General features: G+C 60.7%; 13 protein-coding genes. 10 read left to right on the top strand and 3 right to left on the bottom strand.

The window, feature by feature from the left end; genetic code table 11:
• Nucleotides 1-365 precede the first annotated feature (365 nt).
• Together ACFPTO_RS14580 and ACFPTO_RS14575 are read left to right on the top strand one after the other, a co-directional pair.
• The gene (locus ACFPTO_RS14580; RefSeq protein WP_377712081.1) at nt 366-515 is read left to right on the top strand and encodes a hypothetical protein; all 150 of its coding nucleotides are present in this window, start codon (nt 366-368) and stop codon (nt 513-515) included.
• A gap of 377 nt (nt 516-892) precedes the next feature.
• On the top strand, nt 893-2,128 hold the full coding sequence (locus ACFPTO_RS14575) for a GGDEF domain-containing protein (RefSeq protein WP_377712079.1): 1,236 nt from the start codon (nt 893-895) through the stop codon (nt 2,126-2,128).
• A gap of 20 nt (nt 2,129-2,148) precedes the next feature.
• Here ACFPTO_RS14575 and ACFPTO_RS14570 read toward each other — a convergent pair whose 3' ends face one another.
• The 3 genes from ACFPTO_RS14570 to ACFPTO_RS14560 form a co-directional block, all read right to left on the bottom strand.
• On the bottom strand, nt 2,149-3,072 hold the full coding sequence (locus tag ACFPTO_RS14570) for a glutaminase (RefSeq protein WP_377712077.1): 924 nt from the start codon (nt 3,070-3,072) through the stop codon (nt 2,149-2,151).
• Nucleotides 3,073-3,206: 134 nt separating this feature from the next.
• The gene (locus tag ACFPTO_RS14565; RefSeq protein ID WP_377712075.1) at nt 3,207-3,737 is read right to left on the bottom strand and encodes a GNAT family N-acetyltransferase; all 531 of its coding nucleotides are present in this window, start codon (nt 3,735-3,737) and stop codon (nt 3,207-3,209) included.
• The gene (locus ACFPTO_RS14560; RefSeq protein ID WP_377712073.1) at nt 3,737-4,321 is read right to left on the bottom strand and encodes a helix-turn-helix domain-containing protein; all 585 of its coding nucleotides are present in this window, start codon (nt 4,319-4,321) and stop codon (nt 3,737-3,739) included. Before ACFPTO_RS14560 ends, ACFPTO_RS14565 begins: the two co-directional genes overlap by 1 nt.
• Nucleotides 4,322-4,561: 240 nt before the next feature.
• On the opposite strand from ACFPTO_RS14560, the gene ACFPTO_RS14555 reads away from it, so the two are divergent.
• From ACFPTO_RS14555 to ACFPTO_RS14520, 8 genes are all read left to right on the top strand, one after another.
• Nucleotides 4,562-4,993 carry an Lrp/AsnC family transcriptional regulator gene (locus tag ACFPTO_RS14555; protein ID WP_377712071.1) on the top strand — a complete coding sequence of 144 codons (432 nt, stop codon included), beginning with the start codon at nt 4,562-4,564 and terminating at the stop codon, nt 4,991-4,993.
• Between the two features lie 176 nt (nt 4,994-5,169).
• Nucleotides 5,170-6,240 carry an ornithine cyclodeaminase gene (locus ACFPTO_RS14550; RefSeq protein WP_377712069.1) on the top strand — a complete coding sequence of 357 codons (1,071 nt, stop codon included), beginning with the start codon at nt 5,170-5,172 and terminating at the stop codon, nt 6,238-6,240.
• Between the two features lie 47 nt (nt 6,241-6,287).
• The gene (gene ctlX / locus ACFPTO_RS14545; RefSeq protein ID WP_377712067.1) at nt 6,288-7,229 is read left to right on the top strand and encodes a citrulline utilization hydrolase CtlX; all 942 of its coding nucleotides are present in this window, start codon (nt 6,288-6,290) and stop codon (nt 7,227-7,229) included.
• A 264-nt stretch (nt 7,230-7,493) separates the two neighbouring features.
• Nucleotides 7,494-8,183 (top strand): ABC transporter permease, encoded by a 690-nt coding sequence (locus ACFPTO_RS14540; RefSeq protein WP_377712065.1) that lies wholly within the window; start codon nt 7,494-7,496, stop codon nt 8,181-8,183.
• Nucleotides 8,184-8,202: 19 nt separating this feature from the next.
• The gene (locus tag ACFPTO_RS14535; RefSeq protein WP_377712063.1) at nt 8,203-8,916 is read left to right on the top strand and encodes an ABC transporter permease; all 714 of its coding nucleotides are present in this window, start codon (nt 8,203-8,205) and stop codon (nt 8,914-8,916) included.
• Nucleotides 8,917-8,954: 38 nt separating this feature from the next.
• A complete protein-coding gene (locus ACFPTO_RS14530; protein ID WP_377712061.1) occupies nt 8,955-9,767 on the top strand; it encodes an ABC transporter ATP-binding protein in 813 nt (270 codons plus the stop codon).
• 63 nt (nt 9,768-9,830) lie between these two features.
• Nucleotides 9,831-10,811 carry a GlxA family transcriptional regulator gene (locus ACFPTO_RS14525; protein WP_377712059.1) on the top strand — a complete coding sequence of 327 codons (981 nt, stop codon included), beginning with the start codon at nt 9,831-9,833 and terminating at the stop codon, nt 10,809-10,811.
• 175 nt (nt 10,812-10,986) lie between these two features.
• Nucleotides 10,987-12,204 (top strand): aspartate aminotransferase family protein, encoded by a 1,218-nt coding sequence (locus ACFPTO_RS14520; RefSeq protein WP_377712057.1) that lies wholly within the window; start codon nt 10,987-10,989, stop codon nt 12,202-12,204.
• The last annotated feature ends 15 nt before the right edge of the window (nt 12,205-12,219 follow it).

The raw sequence follows: 12,219 nt of genomic DNA, 5'->3' as shown, positions 1-12,219 counted from the left end.
CAGCCAGCCCGAGCCGATAATCGACCCAAGACCGGTAAACATCAGCGCAAACGGGCCGATATGCCTTTGAATTGATTGATTCACATTGTCCCCTTCTCTATGTTTATTGCGTGCGAGCCATGCAGGCGAGGACGGTATGCGTGCGCTATACCGAGGTCGTCTTCGCGGGCCACGGGGCGCCGATAATGCGCGTCCTTGTGGTGTTGGCCAGTTGCTTCCGGGACGCAACGGCAGCCGCAATTTCAACGGAGACGCGATAATGAAGTGGCGTGCCTTGATCGTCTAATGCTGTATCCGCATAGCGATATGCGAACTATGCATAAGAGTACGCGGATGATAGCGGCGGCTTCTCGCTGACGTAGTGTGTGTACGGCCTGACCGGCATCGAAATGGCGCAAGGCATTCGCGAAGATCGATTTAAGGTCGCGAAGCTCGGCGTCGGGAATTTCGCTGCGTCCGCTGTCTGGAATGCGGCTCTATCGATTCAACAGGGCATCCCGGTTTCTGGAAAATAGTTAACCGAAGCACGCATTCACGCCAATGCGGCCTGGAGATTTCGCGGGTGTGGATTAGTTTAGTGTTTTTCCCAAGCGGGTTTAGCGAGCAGGATGGGTACAGTTCTATCTGAATCGCCGATTAGCCGGAGGGCGGCACGTAAAACGCCGGGCGGGATTTTAGCGCCGCTGTGTCGCACGAAATTCATTATAGGGGCGGATCGTGGAAAACTGTTTTACAATTCCGCCCATTGCGCTAACAATAAAGGCCGTTATAGGTAGCTAATACAGGCGGCTGAATCGCCACGGGGATCATTGAAGCCGACTGGTTCAGATCGATACCGGTTGCGCGACAGTATTGCAGCGTTGCCGGAGGTTTTCGCTTCGCTTTCACCGGGATGAATAACGCCTCGCGCGTCCCGATTTGCTTCACTTTCGTTGCCCGGTCCGCTCAAATGCTTAGCGTTTTCTCTCTAGTCGGGATCCTGATTGCGTCGTGCCTGATGAGCGTGGCCATTCTGGGGTCGCTGATTCGATCTGCGGTGCCCGGCGTACGCCGCTGGTGCGCGGGCTACGGTCTCCTCGCCGCGGCTGCAGTCTGGATAATGCTGGGCGGCAGCGGGCCAAACGCGATCGAAATCCTTGGGGTAACGTTTGCCACGCTGAGTGCGGTGGTGCTCCTCGTGCAGGGTACGCGTGAGTTTTCTGGAACGCGTCCCGTAAGGCGGGATGAGTTGGCGGCGGCTATCGTTATCTACGTCTTGCTCGTGTACTTCACATGCGTTTCACCGAACGCCAATGTGCGCGGCGTGCTGATATCCGTTGCGCTGATTTATGGGCGGATCGCGGTGGGCGCATTGGCGCTGCGTCACGCGTCGCGGGATGCGACGCGCTACGCCGGCCGTCTCGTCGCAGGGGCCGCCTGGCTGGGCGCGCTCGTTTATATCGTGCGAATTGTCGCGATCGTCATCGGTGTTGTGCCGCAGCTCACATTCCTGGAGCCATCGCTATGGAATGTCATGTTTCTCGGGTTAGCGATCGTCACGCTCCCTTGCATGTCGGTTGGCATGGTGATGCTCGCACACGACCAGATTCTTCAGAAGATGGAAATGCTCGCGACATTCGATGAACTGACCGGCGCGCTGACGCGTCGCGCATTCATGACCAAGGCAAACGTGTTGTGTGCGCACGCGCTGAAAAAAGGCCTGCCGTTGTCGATTGCGATTCTCGACATCGACAGGTTCAAGGCTGTCAACGACAGCTTTGGCCACGCGGTCGGAGATCGATTGCTCGCGCATGTCTCATCGGTCGTCTCGGGTCAGTTGCGCTCATGCGATCTTTTCGGGCGGCTGGGCGGCGAGGAATTCGCCATTGTGTTCGCGGACGCAGAAATGAGCGATGCGACGGTGCTGACCAATGCGCTCAGACTTGCTGTCGAACGATCGTCCGCCGACGTTGCGCGCTGCACGTTGAGCGGCGGCGTGGGCGGGTTCACGGCGGGCGATACGCTGGAGAGCGCGATGGTGCGCGCCGACACGGCGCTTTACGCTGCGAAGGCGGCAGGGCGTAACCGCGTCGTCATGACATCGGATGACGACGAGAACGTGGTTCGGGATGTCAAAGAGTCGTGCTGAGTGAGCCGGTTCCCGCAGCCTCAAAAGATTGACCGCTCGGTGATTGAGGTCAGGGTCTCAAGGGCCTGAATACCTGCCAGCGAATTTCCCGTCGCATCGAGTCCGGGCGACCACACGCACACGGCAAACTCCCCAGGCAGCACGGCCACGATCCCGCCGCCCACGCCGCTCTTTGCGGGCAATCCCACGCGGTAGACGAAGTCGCCCGCCGCGTCGTATGTGCCGCAGGTGAGCATCAGTGCCGAAAGCCGCTTCGTTGAACTCGCATCGAGCACGCGTTCGCCGTTCGCGGGCGACACACCGCCGTTGGCCAGAAAGAGCGCCGCGCGGGCCAATTCCACGCAGCTCATCGAGATCGCGCATTGCCGGCAATACGCGTCGATCACGGCGTCGGCCGGCATCTCAAGGTTGCCGAAGCTCGCCATGAAATGCGCCATTGCGCGGTTGCGTTCGGCGTGCGCCAGTTCCGATTGCGCGACGCGCAGGTCGTAGTCGATATCCGGGACGCCCGATAGCCGCCGCACGAAATTGACGAGCGCGGTTTCCGCCTGCACGAAGCGGCGGCACAGTACGTCGGTGACCACGAGCGCGCCTGCGTTGATGAACGGATTGCGCGGCTTGCCCGCTTCGAATTCGAGCTGCACGAGCGAGTTGAAGGCAGTGCCCGACGGCTCTCGGCCGACACGCTTCCACAGTGCGTCGCCAAGCAACTGGAACGCGAGCGTGCATGCGAACAGCTTCGAAATGCTCTGAATGGAAAAGCGCACGTCGGCATCGCCGGTGCGGTACACCTGGCCGTCCACTGTGACGATGGCCATGCCGAAGTGATCGGCGCGAACCGTCGCGAGTTCCGGAATGTAATCGGCGACACGGCCGGCTGTGCGCCACGGCGTGATGTCTCGATGAATCCTTTCGAGGATGGCTTGATAGTTCTGGCCGGTCATCGGTGGCTCCCTCTCAATCGGGTTGGAGCGCGATGATACTTCATTCGCGGGCATGCCGATGCCCGCGCTTCTTGAGCGCTTCTTGAGCATTTCGCCGCCGGGCACACCGAAATGGTAGCCGGGCGGCGGTGTGTTTAGCCGTCAACCGGATGAGCGGGCGTATCCAGCAGCAATTGATAGAACGCCAGATCGAGCCAGCGGCCGAACTTGAAGCCGACGTGGGGTAACGTGCCAACGTGCCTGAAGCCGAGCCGCTCGTGCAAGGCGATACTTCCGGCATTGGTCGAATCGATTCCGCCGATCAACGTATGAAGACCGTTCTGCCGAGCTGCAGCGATGATTTCCTGCATCACCACGCGCCCCAGTCCACGGCCGCGCTGGTCCTTGTGCACGTAGACGGAATGTTCCACCGTGTACTTATTGGCCGGAAACGGTCGAAACGAACCATAACTGCCGAAGGCCAACAGTTTTCCATCGTGATCCTCGACACCAATCACGGGAAAGCCGCCGGCTCTTTTGGTATCGAACCAGCTGGCCATGGTCTGCAAGGTCCGAACTTTGTACTCGTAGAGCGCGGTGGAATTCAGAATTGCGTCGTTGAATATCTCCAGGATCGCATCGGCATGACGATCGAAGGTGCAGTGCACGATGGAGTGGTTGCTCATCACGCTTTCCTTGAATTGATTGGATGGGTCGTCAGCGCCACCGCATAGCGCGCCTGCTTCCGACTCGAGTTACGAAAAACGAGGGGTTGATCCAGCACCATGGCAAGGCAATCGCCTGCCTGGAGATGCCAGGTCCGATCCCCCAAGGTGACTTCCATTTCACCCTCCAGTACCCAGATTTGCTGATGCCTGACCACGTTGCTCATCACGTTTTCAAAGGCGACGCTTTTGCCCGATGGGAAGGTGACCTCTACCAGTTCGATGGGCGATGCAAATCCACTCGGCGAGACATGCCGGCGAACGTACCCGGACGCGGGATCCTTCCAGACATGTTGCTGCGACAACCGGGCAAGCGGTTCTGCCGCGGCGCTGCCGGGTTCATCCGAAAACAACGCGGCCAACGTGACATCCAGAGCGTCAGCCAGCTTTGCGAGCACGACGGCCGTTGGACTCGTCTCCTGACGTTCGATTAACGAAATCATCGAGCGGCTGACACCGCTCGACTCCGCCAGTTCGTCCAGCGTGTAGCCGCGAGCTTTGCGCAGATCACGAACACGCCTGGCAATGAGGGTATCGATAGTCATTTTTCTATGATACTGGATTTAAATTCCATTGTAATAGCTCCTGGCCATGTTGCGAAAATCGTGGTCAATCGGCATTCGTGCCCGAGTACCGCGTCGGTACAGACGTGGCAAACGCGACGAAATCGCCGATAATCCTGGCAAATTGCCATGCGTGGCGAGCATTCTGACCAGTCGGCATGGCGTAGGCTCGTACCGCACGGCATATTCGCGGCTCGCAGCTTTTAGCCAGGAAAAATCGACATGATCAACCTCGACGACGTCGACCGACAACTGATCGCGCTGCTGCGCGACAACGCCCGCACTTCGGTCGTAACACTCGCGAGGCAATTGCGGGTGGCGCGAGCGACTGTCCAGAACCGGATTGCGCGGCTTGAAGAAAACGGCGTGATCGTCGGCTATACGGTGCGACTGAAGCCTTCCGTGGAGAAACACCGCATTCGCGCACTCATGTCGATTGCGGTCGAGGGCAACCGCGCGGCGGATGTCGTGAAGGCGTTGCGCGGCTATCCGAATGTAGCGGCCATCCACAGCACCAACGGGCGTTGGGATCTGGTCGCGGAATTGCAGGCCGATTCGCTGGAAAGTTTCGACCGGGTGCTGGCCTCAATTCGCCTGCTCGATGGCATCGGCAATACCGAAACCAGTATTCTGCTTTCAACGCACAAGGCCTGAACGGTCATTCCGCGATCAGGATGTGCAAGATGGCATCGCGAACCGGCAAAGTGATCGGTTTCCTGTGCGTTTTGCCAGCTTTGCCATCTTTCTGTTGGCGCGCTTAATCGAAATAATCTCCTCATTGCGTGGCGCATGAGCGCCGCACACCGCACAGTCAATACAGGAGACATTTCATGACCCGCTTTCTCGACGTACCTGCCACCAGCAAACTCATTGCGCAGATAGGCGTGCCACGTTGCCTGAGCGAGCTTGTCGAGGCACTCGAAAACGACTACCGACGATGGGCCGATTTCGATAAATCACCGCGCGTCGCCTGCCATTCCCGCGATGGCGTGATCGAATTGATGCCCGTTGCCGATTCGAAACTGTTCGCGTTCAAATATGTGAACGGTCATCCCGTGAACGCGCAGCGCGGCCTGCACACCGTCATGGCGTTCGGTGCGCTTGGCGACGTCGATACCGGCTATCCCGTGCTGCTTGCCGAACTGACCCTGACCACGGCGCTGCGCACAGCCGCGACTTCGGTCATGGCCGCAAAGCAGCTGGCGCGTCGTGAAGCGCGAACGATGGCGCTGATCGGAAACGGTGCGCAAAGCGAATTCCAGGCAATCGGCTTTCATACGCTGCTGGGCATTGACGAGATTCGCGTATTCGATATCGACAAGCATGCGACCGACAAGCTCGTGCGTAATCTCGCGGCGTTTCCTCGCCTGAAGCTGGTGCGCGCCCGCTCGACCGCAGAGGCCGTGCGGGGCGCCGACATCGTGACCACCGTCACGGCCGACAAGGCTTACGCCACGATCATCACGCCGGAGATGATCGAGCCGGGCATGCATCTGAACGCTGTCGGCGGAGATTGCCCTGGCAAGACCGAGCTGCACGAGCAGGTGGTGCGCATGGGGCGCGTGATCGTCGAATACGAACCGCAGAGCCGTATCGAAGGCGAGATCCAGCAATTGCCCGCGGATTTTCCCGTGGTCGAATTCTGGCGCGTACTGCAGGGCGAAGTGCCGGGGCGCGAGAACGCAACGCAAGTCACCATTTTTGATTCCGTGGGTTTTGCGCTCGAGGATTATTCTGCGCTGCGCTACCTCTATTCACGCGCGTTGCAACACGGTGCGGGCGACGATATCTCGCTGGTTCCGCCTGCCGCCGACCCGAAGAACCTGTTTGCGCTGATCGCCGAACACGTCCCTGCGTCGCGCGTGGAAAGCGTGGCTGAAGCGCTGGAGCAGGCGGTCTGACCGCACTGCATCGTCTGGTTTTCATTGCCCCAATTCAGCTACGCCCTATGAGCCTTCTTTCGATTCAGGCGCCGTGCGCTGTCGTCATGATCCGGCCGCACCGCTTTCATCCCAACCCCGAAACCTCGGCCGACAACGCGTTTCAATGCGCGCAGCCCGCGAGCGACGGCACGGCCACAGACGCCATTGCCGAAGCAGCGCGCGACGAAGTGACCGAAGCCGCGCAACGGTTGCGCGACACCGGTGTGCAGGTTCACGTCTTCGACGACTTCGGCGAGCGCAGCACACCCGATTCGGTGTTTCCGAATAACTGGTTCTCGACGCATCCCGGGGGCCATGTCGCGCTCTATCCGATGTATAGCGGCAATCGTCGGCGCGAGCGGCGCACGGACGTGATCGAGATGCTCAAGTCCGAGTATCGCGTGCAGGATGTGATCGACTTTTCCGGCCTCGAATATGACGGTCTCTTTCTCGAAGGCACCGGGGCGATGGTGCTTGACCATGTGGCGCGTGTGGCTTATACGGCGCGCTCGCGCCGTGCCGATCCCGTCGCACTCGAACGCTTCTGCACGCACTTCAATTTCGAGCCGATGTGCTTCGACACGGCGGGTAGCGACGGCCAGCCCATCTATCACACGAACGTGATGATGAGCGTCGCAACGGATTTTGCGCTGATTGGCCTCGACGTGATCTGCGATGCTGCTCGCCGTGAGGAAATTCAACGACGTCTCGCGCAAACCGGGCGCACCGTCATCGGCCTTGAGAACGCGCAGATCGACAACTTCGCGGGCAACGCCATTGAATTGACGGGGCGGGAAGGGCGCGTGCTGGCGCTTTCACAGCGCGCCCTCGACAGTCTTTCGCTGCGCCAGCGTCGGTTGATCGAGCGTTCGGCGCAACTGTTGCCGCTCGATGTGCCGACGATCGAGATGGCAGGCGGATCGGTGCGCTGCATGCTCGCTGGCATTCATCTCTCGAAACGCAATTGAAAGCGAAGTGGCGTAGTGGAGTACCCTGGGTCGCGCCAAAGTTGCACGCAAAGACCTTCAGGTGTCGCAAATCCGAAATGCTGCCAAATCGCGGCTGCATACAATGACCAAGCGTTGAAACGCAATGAGCACACGTGAGCGCATGCCGATGTTTCTGGTCCGTGCCATCACCGTACATTGCGCACAGCGACAATCAGCGCAAACCTTCAAAAAAGTGCCTGAGACATCCCTTGGGCATCGATAACGAATTTCACGGAGACGCACGTGACTCTCTATGGCTTTGGCCCGTTGCTGCTTGCCGGCACGCTCCAGACGATCGAGCTTTCGCTGCTCTCGCTCGGTATGGCCGTATTGCTCGGCCTCGCGGGCGCAGCGGCGAAGCTTTCGTTCAACCGGCCGCTCGCAGCCTGTGCGACGGCCTATACAACACTGATCCGCTCGGTTCCCGATCTCGTGCTGATGCTGCTTTTGTTCTATAGCATCCAGATCGGCCTGAACGATGCGACCGAAGCGCTCAACATGGCGCAGATCGACATCGATCCGTTCGTGGCCGGTGTCATCACACTCGGCTTTATCTACGGCGCGTACTTCACCGAGACTTTCCGGGGCGCGTTTCTCGCGGTGCCGCGCGGCCAACTGGAAGCGGGCTACGCGTTCGGGATGAGCGGCACACGTGTATTCGCACGCATCCTGTTTCCTCAAATGATGCGATTTGCGCTGCCCGGCATCGGCAATAACTGGCAGGTGATCGTGAAGGCGACTGCGCTCGTGTCGATCATCGGTCTCGCTGATGTCGTGAAGGCCGCACAGGATGCGGGCCGCAGCACCTTCAATCTGTTTCTCTTCCTGATGATCGCGGCGCTCGTCTACCTCGCGATTACGACCATTTCCAATTTCGCGCTGCTGTGGCTCGAACGCCGCTACTCCGTGGGCGTGCGCCAAGCGCAACTGTGACCTCAGGAAATCCGAACCGATGAACGAAATCCTCCAGCAATTCGGCCGCGCATTCCTCTACTGGGACGGCGGGCACGTCTCCGGGCTCGCAATGACGCTCTGGCTACTCGTGATCTCCGTGGCGATCGGCTTCGTCTGTGCGGTGCCGCTCTCCGTTGCTCGCGTGTCGAGCCGGCGCTGGCTCTCCATGCCGGTGCGCTTCTACACCTTTGTGTTTCGCGGCACACCGCTTTACGTGCAGTTGTTGCTCATCTATACGGGTGTGTACAGTCTCGCCTTCGTGCGCTCCGAGCCGCTGCTCGGCGCTTTTTTCCGCAGCGGACTGAACTGCGCCATTCTCGCGTTCGCGCTCAACACGTGCGCCTATACCACCGAGATCTTCGCGGGTGCGATTCGCGCCACCTCGCACGGTGAAGTGGAGGCCGCGCGTGCCTACGGCATGAGTCCTTTCACGATGTACTGGCGCATCATCCTGCCTTCGGCGCTGCGCCGCGCGTTGCCGCTGTACAGCAACGAAGTCATCTTGATGCTGCACGCCACGACGGTCGCGTTCACGGCCACGGTGCCCGATATCCTGAAGGTCGCGCGTGATGCCAATTCGGCCACGTACCGCTCGTTCGAATCGTTCGGCATCGCGGCGCTTATCTACTGCGCAGTATCGTTCGTGGTGGTGGCTGCGTTCCGCCGCGCCGAGAAGCGCTGGCTCGGCCACCTTGCCGTCCGTACACACTAAGTGGCGGCAGGCCACGCGATAATTTTTGGGAGACCATCTTGGCTCAGACGATGCAAACTACGCCGGGCGCGCACTGTAACCCGGAGAGCAAACTGGTTGCGCGCGACGTCCATAAACGCTTCGGCGATAACGAGGTGCTCAAGGGCGTGTCGCTCAACGCGAAGAAGGGCGATGTGATCAGCCTTATCGGCGCGAGCGGTTCGGGCAAGAGCACATTTCTACGCTGCGTTAATTTCCTCGAGAACCCGAACGCAGGAGAGATCATTGTGGACGGCGAGGCCGTGCGGACGAAAGCGGGCCGCAACGGCAATCTCGAAGTGGTCGATCAGAAGCAACTGCAGCGTATTCGCACCAAGCTCGCGATGGTGTTTCAGCATTTCAATCTCTGGTCGCACATGAACGTGATCGAGAACGTGATCGAGGCGCCCATGCATGTGCTCGGCGTGCCGCGCAAGGAAGCCGAGGAACGCGCGCGTGCCTATCTGGAGAAGGTGGGTCTCGCGCCACGCGTGGAAAAGCAGTATCCCTCACACCTCTCGGGTGGCCAGCAGCAGCGCGTAGCGATTGCGCGCGCGCTTGCGATGCACCCCGACGTGATGCTGTTCGACGAGCCGACTTCCGCGCTCGATCCCGAGCTTGTGGGCGAAGTGCTCAAGGTCATGCAGAAGCTCGCCGAGGAAGGGCGCACGATGATCGTTGTCACGCACGAGATGGGTTTCGCGCGCAACGTCTCGAATCATGTGATGTTCCTGCACCAGGGCCGCACCGAGGAAGAGGGTGCGCCTGCCGACGTGCTCGGCGCGCCGAGGAGCGAGCGGCTGCGCCAGTTCCTTTCGGGCAGTCTCAAGTAAGCGGGGCGCTGTAACGTGTCGTGTACCACCGAGGTTGCAGTCGTTGTGTTGCCGCGGGTCTCGATGTCCGGCCTGGGTCCTGTCATCGACGCACTCAACCTCGCCAACGAGATCGACGGGCGCGCGCTCTATCGCTGGCGGATGTACTCGTGGAACGGCCGTCCCGTGCCGCTTGCGGGTGGCGCGCAATGCGCAGCCGATTGCGCGTTCAGCGACGCCGTGTCGTGCGACTGGCTCATCGTTGTGAATGAGCGCTACCAGCCGTTCGCCGACTACCGCCTTTTTCTTGCCAGCCTCGCACGCGTGGCGCAGCGCACGCCGCTCGTCACCGGCATTCACCACGGTATCTGGTGGCTCGCGATGGCAGGGCAGTTGCACGGCTATCGCGTAGCGGTCAACTGGGAGGCGTACCAGCAATTCTCGGAGCAGTTCGAGCGCACCGTCGCGACACAACACATCTATGAGATCGACCGCGATCGTGCAACCTGCGCGGGCGGCCAGGCGACGGTCGATTTCATGCTCGCGATGATCCGCCGCGAACATGGCCCGGAGCTGGCGGAGCGTGTCGCCGATGTGCTGGGGGCGAGCACTTTGCGCGGCGGCGACGAGCGCCAGCGCATTCCGTTCGTGACCGCGCCCGGCGAGCGTCATCCGCGCCTGAACGACGCGCTCAAGTTGATGGATGCGAATATCGAAGATCCGCTCACGACCGACGAGATCGCCGGCCACGTGGGAGTTTCGCGCCGTCAGCTGGAGCGGATTTTCAAACAGTATCTGAATGCCATGCCCGCGAAGTACTACCTGGGACTGCGCCTCGCGAAAGCCCGCTCTCAACTTCAGCGCACCAGCAAGTCCGTGATGCAGATCAGCATGGCTTGTGGATTTTCTTCCGCCGCGCACTTTTCGAATGCGTATCGCGAGCGCTTTGGCATGACGCCGCGCGACGAACGCCGCAACTGGATCGAACGCCAGCATGGCAGCGCGCCAGACGTTGTGCTGGCCCCGCGCGCCGCGACACGCATGGAGTCGCCCGAGCGCGGCTGACCACGCGTTTGCCGCGCACATTCGGCACATATAGAAAAAAACGCGTCGCGGCTGCGCAAGACGGTTTGGGCACGACTACCTACACTGTGTGTGCCATCGCGATAAAAGGTGTCGCGCCACAGCGGGAAGTTGCAGCCCAAAGTGAAAACCCGAATTGAGTCCAACAGGAATTTTTATGAATGAACAGACCGTGAGCCGTAAAACCTTCGATGAAGTGATGGTGCCGTGCTTCTCGCCCGCTCCATTCGTTCCGGTCAGGGGCGAGGGCTCGCGCGTATGGGACACCGAGGGCCGCGACTATATCGACTTCGCGTGCGGCATCGCCGTGACGTCGCTCGGTCATGCCCATCCCGAACTGCTGCGCGTGCTGCACGAGCAGGGCGGCAAGCTCTGGCACGTCGGCAACGGCTACACCAACGAACCGGTGCTTCGTCTCGCGCGCAAGCTCGAAGCGCTGAGTTTCGCGGAGCGCGCATTCTTCGCGAACTCGGGCGCAGAAGCCAATGAAGCTGCGCTCAAGCTTGCGCGTCGCGTGGCGTTCGAGCGCCACGGCGCTGAAAAATTCGAGATCGTATCCTTCACACAGTCGTTTCATGGCCGCACGTTCTTCACCGTGAGCGTGGGCGGCCAGCCGAAGTATTCGGAAGGCTTCGGGCCGGTGCCGGCAGGCATCGTGCACCTGCCGTACAACGACATCGAAGCGGCGAAGCGCGCGATCGGTGCGCAGACCTGCGCGGTGATCGTCGAGCCGGTTCAAGGCGAGGGTGGTGTGATTCCCGCCGATCCAGCCTTCCTGCGCGCGCTGCGCGCGGCCTGTGACGCGAACAACGCGCTGCTGATTTTTGACGAAGTGCAAACGGGCGTGGGCCGCACGGGCACCTTCTACGCGTATGAGGACACAGGCGTCACGCCGGACATCCTCACCACCGCGAAGGCGCTCGGCAACGGCTTCCCGATCGGCGCGATGATCACGACCGAGGCCCTCGCGGCGTACTTCAAGGTGGGCGCGCACGGCACGACGTACGGCGGCAATCCGCTCGCCGCAGCCATCGCGGACAAGGTGGTCGAACTCATCAGCGACCCGGCGGTTCTCGCTGGCGTGCGCGCTCGCGGCGAGGCGATACGCGCCAGACTCGCGAAGCTCAACGATCGTTTCGACGTATTCAAGGACGTCCGCGGCAAGGGTCTTCTGATCGGCGCTGAACTGAGCGCACGCTTTAAGGGCCGCGCGAAGGACTTCAACGCAGCGGCTGCGAAGCGCGGCGTGATGATGTTGATCGCTGGCGCCGACGTACTGCGTTTCGCGCCTTCGCTCATCATTCCCGAAGCCGACATCAGCGAGGGTTTCAAGCGCATCGAACAGGCTTTCGAGGACGTAATCGGCGCGCGCTAAAGCCGGGTGCTGGCG

This window comes from Paraburkholderia denitrificans (assembly GCF_042655705.1).
In the GTDB taxonomy this organism is placed as follows: Bacteria; Pseudomonadota; Gammaproteobacteria; order Burkholderiales; family Burkholderiaceae; genus Paraburkholderia; species Paraburkholderia denitrificans.
The sequence above is the reverse complement of the archived record's forward strand: the minus strand, read 5'-3'. Positions and strand labels throughout refer to the sequence as shown.